Source organism: Plantactinospora sp. WMMB782, assembly GCF_049179135.1.
In the GTDB taxonomy this organism is placed as follows: Bacteria; Actinomycetota; Actinomycetes; order Mycobacteriales; family Micromonosporaceae; genus Plantactinospora.
On the sequence record NZ_JBMHMC010000007.1, the window covers coordinates 6,416,113 to 6,430,913 of the forward strand.

Sequence of the window (14,801 nt, forward strand, 5' to 3'; positions counted from 1 at the left end):
AACTGGTACGCCGTCGGGTCAGCAGTCCGGCCAGTGTCGGGCCGACAGAGCCACCTCGGGTTGCCGGCTCGCCGGGTGGTACCGTCACCGCTCGACCTGCCGTCCGGCTGTCGTTCCGACCGTGCGGTCGACGACGACGAGCATCAGGACGAAAGCGGTCAGGGCGGTGCCGGTACGCAGATAGTTCAGCAACTCCCAGCGTTGCAGGATCGCGGCGTGATCGGCCGGCACCGAGCCGGCGAGCCACTCCCTGATCTGACGGTTGATCGGCACGTTGCCGAACCGGGTGATCAGGAAGGTGGCCAGGGTCAGCAGGCCGGCCCCGGCGGCCAGCATCCGTGACCGGGCGCGGAACAGCACGGCCAGCACCAGTGCGCTGACGAACGCCACGCCCATCGCCGACTGCATGACGGGACCGTTCATCCGCATCAGGGCGGTGTGGAAGGTCAGTCTGACGTCCAGCGGCACGGACTGGAACGCCTGCACGATGTTCACGGCGCCGTAACCGAACGCGCCGGCCAGCAGACCACTGGAGAACAGCGCGAGCCGGCGGAGGACCCGGACCGCGCTGCCTCGTGTCCCGGGGCCGCCCACCGCGTCGACCGGGTCGACGCCGTCGCCTGGCATGCTGGTGTGCCGAGCAGGTGTGCTGGTCATTGTCTCCTCCTCTGATCGCCCGACCGTCGCGCGAGCCGGACCACGGCCAGCAGCCGTCGGCGGTGTTCGGCAGTCTTCGACAGCAGGGGCGCCCCCGGTCCGGCAACCGTCCGGGGGCGCCGTCACACCTGTCGACGATGCCCTCCGGACCGGGTCCCGGTCGTCGGTCCAGCGCGGACACCGCTGCTGCCGGGCGTGACGCAGTCCGATCGAGGAGTACGCCCACGGCGGTATCACCGGCTACATCCCCGGCCTGACGCGGCCCCGGTGACCGTCGACTACGGTTCGGGAATGCGCGAGGGCAGCGGGCGCGGGCGGTGGCTGGGATGGTGGCGCGGCGCGGGGGCGGCGCGCCGGGGCTGGCTCGTCGCGACCGGTGTCGCCGTGCTGGTGCTGCTCGGCGCCCGGACCGCGCCACCCGGCAGGGTGGCCCTCGACCTGGGCGGCTGTCTACTGTTGCTGGCCGCGGCGGCGGCGTTGGCGTTCCGCCACCGGTCACCCCGGTTGGTGCTCGGTGTGACGACCGCCTGCCTGCTCGGCTATCAACTTCAGGGCTATCCCGGGGTCATCCCGGCCGTACCGGTGCTGCTCGCCCTCTACGCGGCGGTCCGCGCCGGGCACCGTCGAGCGGCCCTCGTCGCCGTCGGGATCATCCTGGCCGGTGGCTTCGTCGGTGAGGCGACGCTCGGCAGCGTGCTGGTTCGCGGCGACGCGGCGCCCGGCTTCGCCGCCGAGGCGCCTCCCGACGTCTTCCAACGCTGGTTCCTGCTGGTCGGCTGGATGGTCGCGGCCGGCACCCTCGCCGAGGTGGCCCGGCACCGCCAGGCGTACCTCTCCGAGGTGGAGCGGCGGGCGGCCGACGCCGAGCGGAGCCGTGACGAGACCGCCCGGCGCCGCGCGGACGAGGAGCGGCTGCGGATCGCCCGCGAGCTGCACGACTCGCTCACACACAGCATCTCGATCATCAAGGTGCAGGCCGGTGTCGCCGTGCACCTGGCCCGTAAGCGCGACGAGCCGGTCCCCGACGCACTGCTCGCCATCCAGCAGGCCAGTGGCGAGGCGATCCGGGAACTGCGGACCACCCTGGAGGTGCTGCGCAGCGACGAGGACAATCCCGGGACCGGTCTGGACCGGCTGGAACAGCTGGTCGGCGGCGCCCGTCGGGCGGGCCTTCCGGTGACGGTGCGGGTCACCGGGGAGCCACGTGCCCTGCCTGCCCCCGTCGACCGGGCCGCCTACCGGATCATCCAGGAGGCGTTGACGAATGTGGCCCGGCACGCCGGTCCGGCCGCCGCCGTGATCGAGCTCGACTACCGTGCCGACGCGTTGACGGTACGCGTCGACGACGACGGTCGTGGCAGCGACGATGGCGGTGGCAACGGTGACGGACCTGGTGCCGGCGTATCGGTGGTGCCCGGGGTGGGTCTGGTCGGGATGCGGGAGCGGGTCACCGCCCTGGGTGGATCACTGCACGCCGGCCCACGTGACGGCGGTGGCTTCTGCGTCCGCGCCGACCTGCCGTGCGGAGCGTCCGGATGATCCGGGTACTGCTCGCCGACGACCAGGCGTTGATTCGTGCCGGGTTTCGTGCCCTGCTCGGCGCCGAGGAGGACATCGAGGTGGTCGCCGAGGCCGCCGACGGTGAGCAGGCGGTCACCCTGGCGGGCCGGCACGTGCCGGACGTCGCACTGCTCGACATCCAGATGCCGGTACTCGACGGGATCGGGGCGACCCGGCGGATCGTCGCCGATCCCCGACTCGCCGGCACCCGGGTGGTGATGCTGACCAACTACGGCCTGGACGAGTACGTCTACACCGCGCTGCGGGCCGGGGCCAGCGGTTTCCTGGTCAAGGACACCGAGCCCGAGGACCTGCTGCACGGCGTCCGGGTCGCGGCCCGGGGCGACGCGCTGCTGGCGCCGTCGATCACCCGCCGGCTGATCGACGCGTACGTCACCCGACCGCCGCACGGTCGACTCTCGTCCGCACTGGACGTCTTGACCAATCGGGAACGTGAGGTCGTGGCGCTCGCCGCGCGAGGTATGTCCAACGACGAGATCGCCGCGCAGATGGTGATCAGCCTGGCCACCGCCAAGACCCACGTCAGCCGGGCCATGACCAAGCTCCGGGCCCGCGACCGAGCCCAACTGGTGGTACTCGCCTACGAGTCCGGCCTGGTCACCCCGGCGCCCCCGGCGGAACGCGGCTAGCTCGGCAACGGCGGGGCGGCTCCGTCGCCGCACTTGCCCTGCCGGCTGGGTGATGCCTCGCGCGGAGGCTGTCGAGCTGGGTGCGTGGACGGGGCGCGACATTCCGGGCGTTGGTTTGGTGTGGTGGGCGGGTGGGCGGGGCAGCTCGACAGTCTCCGTCCGGACAACTCGCCCGGCCCGTGGCCGGTCGTGGCGGGGTGTGTTCGGATGTCTGGTTCGGGGTGGTGATCGAGTCGGTCCGGCTGGAATGTTGGCCGGGGGTCGGTCGTTACATTACGCGTACGGCCGAGTAGCACCGCCCGTGAGCTGGGCAGAGTTGGGCTGATGGCTGGCCGCTGGGAATGATCCGGGGCCACCGGTCGTTACATACGGTGTTCGGTTGAGTACGGGCAGCGCCGTGTCCCCCGCGGCGGCTGGTAGTCCGGCCGGACCGATCTTTTTGGGCTTTGTGTTTCCAATGGCGCCTGCCGTCCCCCCGGTGGGTGCTCATCCCCGATTGGAAGGACGACCATCATGAACACGATGCTGTTCAGCCGGTGGCTTCCGGCCATCGAGAAGACGTCGATCGTTCGTAAGGGTGCTCTGGGTGTGGCTGGTCTGGCGTTCGTCGGCGGCGCTGTCGCCGGCCCCGCGGTGGCCGCGCAGGCGGCCCCGGAGCATGTCGGTTCGCCGGTGTCGCAGTCGGTGATGGCCGACAAGGACCACAAGGGCGACAAGGGCGAGAAGAAGAGCGACAAGAAGGATCGTAAGGGTAAGCCGTCGCGGGACCGGTTGGTGCCGCGTGGTGTGCAGGGTGAGCAGTCGCGGATCGACCTGTCGGCCGAGCAGGCCGGGAATGTGCGGGCGATCGTGAAGGCGACGAAGAAGGCGGGGTTGGACGAGCGTGCCGCGGTGATCGCGGTGGGTACCTCGCTGCAGGAGTCGAAGTTGGAGAATCTGGGTCATCTGGGTGACCGGAATGATCATGACTCGCAGGGGTTGTTCCAGCAGCGTCCGTCGTCGGGTTGGGGTTCGGTGGAGCAGATCACTGATCCGGAGTACGCGACGACCGCGTTCCTGAAGGGTCTGAAGCAGGTTGATGGTTGGCGGGATCTGCCGTTGACCGTGGCGGCGCAGAAGGTGCAGGTGTCGGCGTTCCCGCAGGCGTACGCGCAGTGGGAGGACCAGGCAGCCGACCTCGTCGCCGAAGCCTGGAACAACAGCTAAGAACGCAACCGACGGCCGGATCCCCCGAGGGTCCGGCCGTCGGCGTCGTCTGGCGGGCAGGACGACGCACGGGTCCACGCCGGCGAGTGCGTCAGCGGGGCCAGCCGGCCAGCCTGGCGCGGATCGCCCGGACCTGCCCGGCGTCCCGTCCGTACCGGGCGAACCGCTGGTCGGGGAGCCGGTCCAGGTAGCGGCCGGCGGCAGCGATGTCGTCCGGCTCGATCGCCGGGTCGTACTCGACGGCGAGCCGGATCAGGTCGGCCACGGCGTACCGGTCGAGTGCCGCCGCGACGTCGATGTAGTCACGGACCTCGCGGCGGGTGACCAGCGCGGCCGTCTTGCTGGCCACCAGGTCCTGGACGTGCATCACCGGACCGAGGTCCATCACCACCGGGCTGCGGTGCCGGTCCAACCGGCCCAGGCTCAGCCGCAGCCGCCGCCCGTCGCGGCCGACCAGGAAGTCCTTCATGTCCAGCTCGAAGCCGCTGAACAGTGCGGCCAGGTCGCCGGACGGGTCCTCGTCGACGACGCTGAAGCCGGCGGTCTCCAGCGCGGCCCGGACCTCGGCCTCGGCGCTGGCCGCCGCGCCGTCGGTGTCCGCGAAGAGGTCGACGTCCTCGGTCGGCCGGGAGACCAGCCCGTGCGCCGCCCAGGCCACCCCGCCGCCGAGCACGAAGCCGTGCTTGTCGGCGACGGAGAGGGCGACCCGGGCGACCTGGCGGTAGAAGTCGTCGAGATGGGTGGTGGTCATGCCGCCCGGCGATCAGCGGCGGCCAGCGACGGGTGTCGCCGCTCCCATGCCGCCCGCACCCCGCGCGGCAGGTTCAGCGCCGGCCAGACCCGGTGGAGCACCCGGCCGTTGACGAACCGGCGCAGGTCGTCGGAGCGGACGGCCTCGCGCAGGACGTTCTCGTACATCCAGAGCAGCTGGTCCGGGTCGTCCAGGTCGAAGTCGCGATCCGGGCCCCACATCAGCCGTAGCGGTAGTGCCACGACCCCCCGGGTCGGCCCGGTCAGCTCGGCCACGGTCGGGGTCACCACGGCAGGCCGGCCCGGGCGGGCCAGCTGGACCACGCCGGTTCCGACCGCTGCGGCGTACTGCATGGGCTCAGGGTAGCCGGAAGTCGACGGGTGCGGGATCGTCCGTACCCGATTCCACCACCCAGCTAGCCGGCAAATCCGGAATGCCGGAAGGGTCCGGCTGGTTGTTCATCTCGGTACGCCCGCGGGCTCAGCCCCCTGGACCGCGGGCGTACCTCTCCGCGCGCCGGGACGAGTGTCCCGGAGTCGTGCGGTGCCTCCCGGAATCCAAGACGAAAGGGCAACCATGAATCCGATCTTCGGACGACGGCTCCCCGCCATCGTGGAGACCGCCCGCACGCGGTGGCTTCCCGCAGTCGCCGCACATCCGATGACGCGTCGGCTGCCGGCCGTCGCGCAGACCCCGATCGCCCGCAGGTCCGCGCTGGCCGTGGCGGGCCTCACCTGCGCGGCCGCCTGCGCGGCCGTGGCCGGCCCGGCCGGGACGGTCGCCGCCTTCGGTGACCCGGGCGTGCAGCCGGCGGCCTCCAGCCAGTCGACGGGGGGCGACTCGCCGCGGCGTGACCGCCCGGCCGACAGCGGCAACTCCGCCGACAAGGCGTCCCGGGACAAGTTGGTCCCGCACGGCGTGCAGGGCTACCAGTCGCGGATCGACCTCGACGACGAGCAGCGGGAGAACGCCCGGGAGATCGTCCGGGCGGCCCGGAAGCTGGACATGGGCCAGCGGGGCGCGGTGATCGGCGTGGCCACCTCGCTGCAGGAGTCGAAGCTGCGCAACCTCGGCCACCTGGGGCAGTGGAACGACCACGACTCGCTCGGGCTGTTCCAGCAGCGGCCGTCGTCCGGCTGGGGATCGCCGGACCAGATCCGCGACCCCGACTACTCCTCCGCCGCGTTCTTCAACGGGCTCCGGCAGGTCGACCGCTGGTGGGAGCTGCCGCTTACCGACGCCGCCCAGGCGGTGCAGGTGTCGGCGTACCCGTTCGCGTACGCGCAGTGGGAGGACCAGGCCGCCGACATCGTGCAGGACCTCTGGTCGTCCCGCTGACCCGGTCCGCGCAACCACGCGACGACCGCCTCTCCGGAGCGGAGGTCCGGCCGCCAGCCGGCCTCCGCTCCCCGAGGTGGTGGCTCAGATCCAGCTCTTCCGGTGGAACACCACGTAGAGGGCGATCGCCAGCCCGAACGTCACGACCAGCGAGACGATGAACTCGCCAGGGGTGTGCCGCCAGGGGAAGGCGAGGTTCTGCCCGAAGAACCCGGTCACCGCCGTCGGTACGGCGATCACCGCCGCCCACGCCGTCACCTGCTTGACGATCAGGTTGAGCTGGTTGTTCTGCAACATCAGGTTCGTCTCGAGCATCGTCGCGTTCAGGTCGCGCAGCGAGTCGCTCCACTCGATCACCCGCAGTACGTGGTCGTAGAGATCCTGGTAGTACGGCAGCATCTCCTGGTCGACGGTGTGCATGGTGGGGCGCATCAGGGCGTTCACCACCTCGCGCATCGGCAGCGTGACCTGGCGCAGCCGGACCAGGTCTCGCCGGGCGAGGAAGATCTGCCGCTGCACCTCGTTACGGTGCGTCCCGCCGGGCTCGAACATCGCGGCCTGCACCCGCTCCAGGGTGGCGTCGAGCTGCTGCACCGCGGAGAAATGACCGTCGATCAGGGTGTCGAGCAGGCCGTAGAGCAGGAACGCGACGCCGTGCCGGGCGAGTTCGACGCTCTCGTCCCAGCGGGTGAGCAGCGGCCGGAGGTCGAACCGGTCGGTGTAGCGGACCGTCACCAGGGCCCGGGATTTGATGAACGCCGACACCTCGTCGTCGGTCAGCCCGCCGGCCGCGTCCAGCCGCACCATGTAGGTGTTCAGGAACAGATGCGTGTCGTACCTGTCGAGCTTCGCCCGCTGCGCCTGCTGCACGACGTCCTCGAGCGCCAGCTCGTGCATCCCGAGTTCCTCGGCGAGCAGCCGCAGGTCGTCCTCGGTCGGCGGGCAGATGTCGAGCCAGACCACCGCCCGCTCGTCGGCGGCCAGCCGGTCGCCGACCTCGTGCACCGGGAAGCCCTGGGCGACGAGGACCCCGTCCCGGTAGATCCGGGTGTTGCTCATCGGCTCGCCGTCACGTGGTGCACGCCCCTGACGGTAGGCCGAGGGCGACGGCCGCCGGGCTGGTTCGTCGAACCCGGTCCGGGTGGCTCGCGCGGGCTCGGTCCCGGCCGGCCACCGCAGCGGCCAGCCGGAATCAGCCCCCTCCGGATCGGCACCTCCCGGCCGGAAGCAGTGCCGCGGGACGGTTCGGCGTCGCCGGTCAGTCCGGCAGGGCCGCGCCGAGCGGTTCGCTCGGCGTGAAGGTCGCCGGCATGCTGACGAAGCCGTTGATCACGCCGACGCTCTCGTTCTGCTTGGTGGCGTCCCGGTCGATGGTGATGTCCGGCAACCGCTCGTACACCCGGCGGACCATCGCCGGGAACCAGGCGCGGGCGTGGTTCAGCCCGATGCAGCGGTGGATGCCGAGCCCGAAGCTGGTGTGCCGGTTGGGGGAGCGGTCCAGTCGTACCTCGTCGGGGTCGGGGAAGACCGCCGGGTCGCGGTTGGCGGCCGCGAACGACATCATCACCCGGTCGCCGGCCCGCATCTGCTGCCCACCGACCACCACGTCCCGGGTGACCGTCCGGGCGAAGCCCATCGCGGGTGGGAAGACCCGGAGGAACTCCTCGGTCGCGTGTTCCCACAGCGACGGGTCGGCCAGCAGCATCTCCCGGTGCTCCGGGTGGTCGGCCAGCCACAGCATGGTGTGCGCGAAGAGCGCGGTCGTGGTGTGCAGGCCGCCCTGGATCACCAGCAGCGCGGTGGTCACCACGTCCTCGACCGGCATCGGTTCGCCGTCGATGGTGGCCTTGGCCAGCCCGCTGAGCAGCCCGTCGCCCGGCTCGGTGCGCAGTCTCGGCACCTCGGCGGCGATGGCACCACCGAGCTGGCCCATGATCTGGAGGTTGTGCTGGTAGTCGGGATCGCTGGGCGGCGACGCCGCCACCCGGTGCATCGGTCCGGCGTACGTCTGCCAGTCGTCGAGCGGCAACCCGATCAGCTTCATCGTGGACAGCGCCGGCAGCGGGTTGCCGTAGTCGAGGACGAGGTCGATCCGGCCGCTGGCGCAGACCCGGTCGAGCAGGGCGTCGGCGGCCTGTTCGGCGAAGGGCAGCGAGTCCCGGGCCGAGGTCGGGGAGAAGTACGGGCTGAGGACGCGCCGGTACGGGTTGTACTCCGGCGGGTCCAGTTCCAGCGGGATCTGGCGGATGGGGTTGGGCGGGATGACGATGCCCTGCTTCGGGTCCGACGGGTCCTCGGTGTTCCGGCCCGAGCTGAAGGTGGCGTCGTCCCGCATCACCTGGCTGACACCGGCGTGGTCGGAGACCACCCAGAAGCCGCCGTACGCGTCGGTCCGGGCCACCGGGCAGCGGGCGAGATGGTCGTCGGAAAGCGCCCGCCAGTCGGCGCGGTACTCGGGGGAGTGGTGGTCGAAGTCGATCCGGGGGATGGAATCCGATCCGGTCTCGGTGGATTGATCGACAGACATCGCGTTAGAGTACTGCCCTGATCGCCCTCCGCTGTCATGATCGTTCCTTTTTGGGTCCCAGGCTTTTGTTGCTCTTCGTCCTGTTTTCCCAGCCCGGGAGGCCCGACACCGGCACCGGCCGGCGGCCAAAAATTCTCGGCAGATCTCCGGCCCGGCCGGGTTTCGGCACTGTCCTGCCGGGCACCGTCTGGCTGACCTACCCTCGGGTCGGGCCCCCGACGTCGTCAGCTGGAGGAGGTGCGCAGGTCATGGGAATCCGCACCTTCGTCGAGGGCTGGCCGGTCTACCGCCAGCTCACCGGTTCCGACCCGCTCGGCCGGGGTGCCGCCGCGAAGTCCGGCAGGTCCGCCGGGCTGACCCCGCGGACCGACACGGCCGACTCGGTCGCCCGCTCCGTCTGCCCCTACTGTGCCGTCGGCTGCGGGCAGCGGGTCTACGTCGAAGGCGGCAAGGTCAGCCAGATCGAGGGAGATCCGGACAGCCCGATCTCCCGGGGCCGGCTCTGCCCCAAGGGCGCCGCCAGCAAGAACCTGGTCACCAGCGAGCTGCGCCAGCAGCGGGTGCTCTACCGCCGGCCGTACGGCACCGAGTGGGAAGAGCTGGACCTGCCGACCGCGATGGACATGATCGCCGACCGGGTGCTCGCGGCCCGGGACGCCACCTGGGAGGACACCGACGACCAGGGCCGGCGGCTGAACCGTACCCTCGGGATCGCCAGCCTGGGCGGGGCCACCCTGGACAACGAGGAGAACTACCTCATCAAGAAGCTGTTCACCGCGATGGGGGCGATCCAGATCGAGAACCAGGCCCGGATTTGACACTCCGCCACCGTCCCCGGTCTGGGGACCAGCTTCGGTCGCGGCGGTGCGACGGCCTTCCAGCAGGATCTGATCAACAGTGACTGCGTGATCATCCAGGGCTCGAACATGGCCGAGGCGCACCCGGTCGGCTTCCAGTGGGTGATGGAGGCGAAGCGGCGCGGCGCGAAGGTCTTCCACGTCGACCCCCGGTTCACCCGGACCAGCGCGCTCGCCGACAGCTACGTCCCGATCCGGGCCGGCAGCGACATCGCCTTCCTCGGCGGCATCGTCAGGTACATCCTCGAGAACGGGTTGGACTTCCGGGAGTACGTGGTCGCCTACACGAACGCGGCCACCATCGTCAGCGAGGACTTCCGGGACACCGAGGACCTCGACGGGCTCTTCTCCGGCTACGACGCCGACCGGACCAGCTACGACCAGACGAGCTGGCAGTACGCCGGACACGAGCCCGACGGCCAGCACGACACCGCCGTCGAGCGGGAGACCGCGGCCGGGCTGCGGCACGAGTCGCACGGCGCACCGGTCGGCGGCCGGACCGAACGGGACGAGACCCTCCAGCACCCGCGTTGCGTCTACCAGATCCTCCGGCGGCACTACGCCCGCTACACCCCGGAGCTGGTCGAGCGGGTCTGCGGGGTCCCCCGGGAGAAGTTCGAGGAGCTGGCCCGCGCCTGGGTGGCGAACTCCAACCGGGACCGGACCACGATGCTCGTCTACTCGGTCGGCTGGACCCAGCACACCGTCGGGGTGCAGTACATCCGGACCGGGGCGATCATCCAGCTGCTGCTCGGCAACATGGGCCGGCCCGGCGGCGGCGTGCTCGCGCTGCGCGGGCACGCCAGCATCCAGGGGTCGACCGACATCCCCACCCTGTTCAACCTGCTTCCCGGCTATCTGCCGATGCCGAACCACGCCCAGCATCCGACCTTCGAGAAGTGGTGTGACAGCATCAGGCACCCGGGTCAGAAGGGCTTCTGGGGCAACGCCCGGACGTACGCGGCCAACCTGCTCAAGGCGTACTGGGGTGCGGCGGCCACCCCGGACAACGACTTCTGCTACGACTACCTGCCCCGGATGACCGGCGACCACGGCACGTACCAGACCGTCTTCAACATGATCGACGGCAGGGTCAAGGGCTATTTCCTGCTCGGCCAGAACCCGGCGGTCGGCTCGGCGCACGCCCGCGCCCAGCGGCTCGGCCTGGCCAACCTGGACTGGCTGGTGGTGCGCGACCTCTTCATGATCGAGAGCGCGACGTTCTGGAAGGACAGCCGGGAGGTGGAGACCGGCGAGATCGCTCCGGAACGGTGCCGTACCGAGGTCTTCTTCCTGCCGGCCGCCTCGCACGTGGAGAAGCCCGGCACCTTCACCCAGACGCAGCGGCTGTTGCAGTGGCGGGAGAAGGCCGTCGAGGCGCCCGGGGACTGCCGCTCGGAACTCTGGTTCTTCTACCACCTGGGCCGGATCATCCGCGGCAAGCTGGCCGGCTCCACCCGGCCGCGCGACCGGGCCCTGCTCGACCTGGCCTGGGACTATCCCACCGAGGGTCCGCACGCCGAGCCGGAGGCCGAGGCGGTGCTGCGGGAGATCAACGGGTACGAGGTGGCCACCCGCCGGCCGCTCGCCTCCTTCCTGGAGATGAAGGACGACGGCTCCACCCTCGGCGGCTGCTGGATCTACACCGGGGTCTTCGCCGAGGGCGTCAACCAGGCGGCCCGGCGCAAGCCTGGCGGCGAGCAGAACTGGGTCGCCGCCGAGTGGGGCTGGGCCTGGCCGCTCAACCGGCGGACCCTCTACAACCGGGCCTCCGCCGACCCGGAGGGCCGCCCGTGGAGCGAGCGGAAGCGGTACGTCTGGTGGGACCCGGAGCGCGGGGAGTGGACCGGACACGACGTACCCGACTTCGAGAAGACCAAGCCGCCGTCGTACCGGCCGGACCCGGACGCGACCGGGGCGGCGGCGCTGGCCGGCGACGACCCGTTCATCATGCAGGGCGACGGGAAGGGGTGGCTCTACGTGCCGGTCGGGCTGCTGGACGGGCCGCTGCCGACCCACTACGAGCCGGTCGAGTCCCCGGTCCGCAACCCGCTCTACGGCCAGCAGTCCAACCCGACCCGCAAGACGTACGAGCGGCCGGACAACCCGACCAACCCGAGCCCGCCGGACGCGCACGCGGACGTCTTCCCGTACGTCTTCACGGTCAGCCGGCTCACCGAGCACCACACGGCGGGTGGGATGAGCCGCAACGTCCGCTACCTGGCCGAACTCCAGCCGGAGATGTTCGTCGAGGTCGGGCCGGAGCTGGCCGTCGAGCGGGGACTGACCCACCTGGGCCGGGCCCACGTGGTCACCAGCCGGGGCGTGGTCGAGGCCCGGGTGATGGTGACCGACCGGCTCACCCCGCTGCGCGTCGAGGGCCGGACCATCCACCAGCTCTGGCTGCCGTACCACTTCGGCGGCGTCGGGCTGGTCCGGGGCGAGTCGGCGAACGACCTGTTCGGGGCGACGCTCGACCCGAACGTGCTGATCCAGGAGAGCAAGGTCGGCACCTGCGACATCCGCCCCGGCCGACGCCCGACCGGACCGGAACTGCTCGACTACCTCGCCGACTACCGGCGGCGGGCCGGTCTGGACGGGCACCATCCACCGGTCGCCACCGTCGCCCCTGGGCACGACCACGACAGCGACGACGGCGACCGCAACCGCGACGACAACCGCGACCGCGACCCGGGACCGGAGGGATGAGCATGGTCGACAAGCGGCGCCCCGACGCGCCGGTCAACCCCGCCGAGCAGGCCGGTCACCCCGACCCGCCACCCCGGATGGGTTTCTTCACCGACACCAGCGTCTGCATCGGCTGCAAAGCCTGCGAGGTGGCCTGCAAGGAGTGGAACCTGGTACCGGAGAGCGGCCTCGACCTGCTCGGCATGTCGTACGACAACACCGGGGCGCTGACCGCGAACTCGTGGCGGCACGTCGCCTTCGTCGAGCAGCCCCGGCCGGCCGGCTGGCAGTCGTCGGCACCGATGGCCGGCACGCCGAGCGGGCCGCCGATCGCCCCGGCCACCGCCGAGGCGGGCGGTGCCACCGGCACCGACCAGGGGACGAAACCGGGTGTGCCGCCGGCCCCGGACCCCGCCCCGGCCGGCCGGATGGCCGACGGTGTGCGGTTCCTCGGCATGCCCGGCACCGACCTGCCCGGCCGGGAGGAGGACCGGGGCGGGCGTACCGACCTGCGCTGGTTGATGATGTCGGACGTGTGCAAGCACTGCACGCACGCGGCCTGTCTGGACGTCTGCCCGACCGGTTCGCTGTTCCGTACCGAGTTCGGCACCGTGGTGGTGCAGGAGGACATCTGCAACGGCTGCGGCTACTGCATCCCGGCCTGCCCGTACGGCGTCATCGACCAGCGCAGCGGCGACGGCCGGGCCTGGAAGTGCACCCTCTGTTACGACCGGATCGGTGCCGGCCGGATGCCGGCCTGCGCCCAGGCCTGCCCGACGGAGTCGATCCAGTACGGCGAACTCGACGAGCTGCGCGAACGGGCCCGTGCCCGGGTGGAGCGGCTGCACGCCGACGGGGTCTCCGAGGCCCGGCTCTACGGCCACAGTCCGGACGACGGGGTGGGCGGGGACGGCGCGTTCTTCCTGCTGCTCGACGAACCCGAAGTGTACGGGCTGCCGCCGGACCCGGTGGTGACCACCCGCGACCTGCCCCGGATGTGGCGCCGGGCCGGGCTGGCCGCGCTCACCATGACCGCCGCCGTGCTGGCCGCGTTCGTCGGGCGCCCGTCATGACCGGGCCGCGCGGCGCCGGACGACGGGGCGGGATGGAAGGACGGAACGGCGCCGGACGGCGGGACGAGGCGGAAGGACGAGACGGGGCCGGACGACGGAGCGGGCCGGAAGAACGGAACGGGGCCGGACGGCGGGGCGGGCCGGGGCCGGGCGTCGTCGCCGGGCATCCGGTGGTCGTCCCGCCGGCCGAGTTCAGCTCGTACTACGGACGGCCGGTGGTCAAGGCGCCGGTGTGGCGGCGGGACATCCCGGCGTACCTGTTCACCGGTGGGCTGGCCGCCGGCTCGGCGCTGCTGGCCGCCGGCGCGGACCTGACCGGGCGGGCGGCACTGCGTCGGGCCGGCCGGCTCGTCTCGCTCGGCGCGGTCGGGGCGAGCACCTTCTTCCTGATCAACGACCTGGGCCGGCCGGCCCGGTTTCACCACATGCTGCGGGTCGCCAAGCCGACCTCGCCGATGTCGGTCGGCACCTGGATCCTGGCCGCGTTCGGACCGGCGGCCGGGCTGGCCGGGGTGAGCGAGCTGGCCGCCGCGCTGCCCCGGCACGGTCCGCTCGGGCTGGCCCGCCGGCTGCTGCCACCGGCCGGCCGGGCCGCCGGGCTGGCCGCCGCCGCCACGGCACCGGCCCTGGCCACGTACACCGGGGTGCTGCTCGCCGACACCGCGATGCCGGCCTGGCACGACGCGTACCCCGATCTGCCGTTCCTGTTCGCCGGCAGCGCGCTGGTCGCCGGTGCCGGCGCCGGGCTGGTGGCGGCACCGGTCACCCAGACCGGCCCGGCGGTCCGGCTGGCGGTGGCCGGCGCGGTGGTCGAGACGGTCGCCGAGGGCCGGATCGACCAGATGGGGCTGACCGGCGAGCCGTACCGGACAGGCCGGCCGGCCCGGCTGATCCGGGGCGGGCGGCTGCTGCTGGCCGCCGGTACGGCCGGCGCGCTGCTGGCCCGGGGCAACCGGACGCTCTCGGCGCTTTCGGGAGCGGCCCTGCTGGCCTCCTCGCTGCTGACCCGGTTCGGGGTCTTCGAGGCCGGGGTGGCGTCCGCCCGGGATCCGAGGTACACGGTGCTGCCGCAGCGGGAGCGGCGGGCGGGTCGGGGGGCCGGTGCCGGCCCGTAACCCCGAGCGGGTGCCGCCGAGCAGCCGAGACCGGGGCTCGGCGGGAGTCGGGACCGGCGCCGCCCGGTCACGAACGAGCAGCTGGTGGCCGTGACCGGCGGCACGTTGCGGCGCCCCGGCGAGGCGGCGTCCGGCGGGGCCGGGCGTATCGTGAGCGCGCCCGGGACCGGTCCGGACGGGTGGGGGAGGGAACGGACGAGCGGGGCTTTCCGGCTCCAGCCAGCGCTTTTCCGTATGCTCCGGTCGAATTTCCTGTTTGTCTCCGGTTACGGACGGTCGATGCCCGCAGGGTCTCCGGGTGCCCGCCGATGAGCCGGGACCGTGTGAGTTTGTCAAGACCAGGTCACGAAATCTTGCGAAACTTCCTCGCTTTCAAATA

12 protein-coding genes are annotated in these 14,801 nt (G+C 71.8%); 7 read left to right on the plus strand and 5 right to left on the minus strand.

The window, feature by feature from the left end; genetic code table 11:
* Positions 1–84: 84 nt before the first annotated feature.
* A complete protein-coding gene (locus ACN28A_RS30675) occupies positions 85–657 on the minus strand; it encodes an anthrone oxygenase family protein (protein ID WP_421401126.1) in 573 nt (190 codons plus the stop codon).
* Between the two features lie 291 nt (positions 658–948).
* Here ACN28A_RS30675 and ACN28A_RS30680 point away from each other — a divergent pair, with 291 nt between their 5' ends.
* The 3 genes from ACN28A_RS30680 (at position 949) to ACN28A_RS30690 (ending at position 4,073) form a co-directional block, all read left to right on the plus strand.
* Positions 949–2,196: a sensor histidine kinase gene (locus tag ACN28A_RS30680; RefSeq protein WP_421401129.1), complete on the plus strand. Its 1,248-nt coding sequence runs from the start codon at positions 949–951 to the stop codon at positions 2,194–2,196.
* A complete protein-coding gene (locus ACN28A_RS30685; protein ID WP_421401132.1) occupies positions 2,193–2,867 on the plus strand; it encodes a response regulator in 675 nt (224 codons plus the stop codon). Before ACN28A_RS30680 ends, ACN28A_RS30685 begins: the two co-directional genes overlap by 4 nt.
* A 513-nt stretch (positions 2,868–3,380) precedes the next feature.
* Entirely contained in the window at positions 3,381–4,073 is a 693-nt protein-coding gene (locus ACN28A_RS30690; protein ID WP_421401133.1) for a hypothetical protein, read from the plus strand.
* Between the two features lie 91 nt (positions 4,074–4,164).
* Here the strand turns inward: ACN28A_RS30690 and ACN28A_RS30695 are convergent, their stop codons facing one another.
* Together ACN28A_RS30695 and ACN28A_RS30700 are read right to left on the minus strand one after the other, a co-directional pair.
* Positions 4,165–4,824 carry a nucleotidyl transferase AbiEii/AbiGii toxin family protein gene (locus ACN28A_RS30695; protein ID WP_421401136.1) on the minus strand — a complete coding sequence of 220 codons (660 nt, stop codon included), beginning with the start codon at positions 4,822–4,824 and terminating at the stop codon, positions 4,165–4,167.
* Positions 4,821–5,177, minus strand: a complete 357-nt coding sequence (locus ACN28A_RS30700; RefSeq protein ID WP_421401139.1) for a hypothetical protein — start codon at positions 5,175–5,177, stop codon at positions 4,821–4,823. Before ACN28A_RS30700 ends, ACN28A_RS30695 begins: the two co-directional genes overlap by 4 nt.
* 223 nt (positions 5,178–5,400) lie before the next feature.
* Here ACN28A_RS30700 and ACN28A_RS30705 point away from each other — a divergent pair, with 223 nt between their 5' ends.
* The gene (locus ACN28A_RS30705) at positions 5,401–6,162 is read left to right on the plus strand and encodes a hypothetical protein (protein WP_421401142.1); all 762 of its coding nucleotides are present in this window, start codon (positions 5,401–5,403) and stop codon (positions 6,160–6,162) included.
* Between the two features lie 84 nt (positions 6,163–6,246).
* Here ACN28A_RS30705 and ACN28A_RS30710 read toward each other — a convergent pair whose 3' ends face one another.
* Both ACN28A_RS30710 and ACN28A_RS30715 read right to left on the minus strand, forming a co-directional pair.
* Positions 6,247–7,221, minus strand: coding sequence for a magnesium transporter CorA family protein (locus tag ACN28A_RS30710; protein WP_421401145.1), 975 nt, complete (start codon positions 7,219–7,221; stop codon positions 6,247–6,249).
* A 199-nt stretch (positions 7,222–7,420) separates the two neighbouring features.
* Positions 7,421–8,689, minus strand: a complete 1,269-nt coding sequence (locus ACN28A_RS30715) for a cytochrome P450 (protein WP_421401147.1) — start codon at positions 8,687–8,689, stop codon at positions 7,421–7,423.
* Between the two features lie 248 nt (positions 8,690–8,937).
* On the opposite strand from ACN28A_RS30715, the gene fdh reads away from it, so the two are divergent.
* The 3 genes from fdh to nrfD are packed head-to-tail and all read left to right on the plus strand — an operon-like array spanning position 8,938 to position 14,422.
* The gene (gene fdh / locus ACN28A_RS30720; protein WP_421401149.1) at positions 8,938–12,255 is read left to right on the plus strand and encodes a formate dehydrogenase; all 3,318 of its coding nucleotides are present in this window, start codon (positions 8,938–8,940) and stop codon (positions 12,253–12,255) included.
* Positions 12,256–12,257: 2 nt separating this feature from the next.
* Entirely contained in the window at positions 12,258–13,307 is a 1,050-nt protein-coding gene (locus ACN28A_RS30725; RefSeq protein ID WP_421404721.1) for a 4Fe-4S dicluster domain-containing protein, read from the plus strand.
* A 32-nt stretch (positions 13,308–13,339) separates the two neighbouring features.
* Positions 13,340–14,422 carry an NrfD/PsrC family molybdoenzyme membrane anchor subunit gene (gene nrfD, locus ACN28A_RS30730; RefSeq protein WP_421401151.1) on the plus strand — a complete coding sequence of 361 codons (1,083 nt, stop codon included), beginning with the start codon at positions 13,340–13,342 and terminating at the stop codon, positions 14,420–14,422.
* Positions 14,423–14,801: the final 379 nt, after the last annotated feature.

Bases quoted from the DNA above. Each gene is read 5' to 3' on its own strand.
- ACN28A_RS30675 (WP_421401126.1), bottom strand. From the start codon at position 657: ATGACCAGCACACCTGCTCGGCACACCAGCATGCCAGGCGACGGCGTC.
- ACN28A_RS30680 (WP_421401129.1), top strand. From the start codon at position 949: ATGCGCGAGGGCAGCGGGCGCGGGCGGTGGCTGGGATGGTGGCGCGGC.
- ACN28A_RS30685 (WP_421401132.1), top strand. From the start codon at position 2,193: ATGATCCGGGTACTGCTCGCCGACGACCAGGCGTTGATTCGTGCCGGG.
- ACN28A_RS30690 (WP_421401133.1), top strand. From the start codon at position 3,381: ATGAACACGATGCTGTTCAGCCGGTGGCTTCCGGCCATCGAGAAGACG.
- ACN28A_RS30695 (WP_421401136.1), bottom strand. From the start codon at position 4,824: ATGACCACCACCCATCTCGACGACTTCTACCGCCAGGTCGCCCGGGTC.
- ACN28A_RS30700 (WP_421401139.1), bottom strand. From the start codon at position 5,177: ATGCAGTACGCCGCAGCGGTCGGAACCGGCGTGGTCCAGCTGGCCCGC.
- ACN28A_RS30705 (WP_421401142.1), top strand. From the start codon at position 5,401: ATGAATCCGATCTTCGGACGACGGCTCCCCGCCATCGTGGAGACCGCC.
- ACN28A_RS30710 (WP_421401145.1), bottom strand. From the start codon at position 7,221: ATGAGCAACACCCGGATCTACCGGGACGGGGTCCTCGTCGCCCAGGGC.
- ACN28A_RS30715 (WP_421401147.1), bottom strand. From the start codon at position 8,689: ATGTCTGTCGATCAATCCACCGAGACCGGATCGGATTCCATCCCCCGG.
- ACN28A_RS30725 (WP_421404721.1), top strand. From the start codon at position 12,258: ATGGTCGACAAGCGGCGCCCCGACGCGCCGGTCAACCCCGCCGAGCAG.
- nrfD (WP_421401151.1), top strand. From the start codon at position 13,340: ATGGAAGGACGGAACGGCGCCGGACGGCGGGACGAGGCGGAAGGACGA.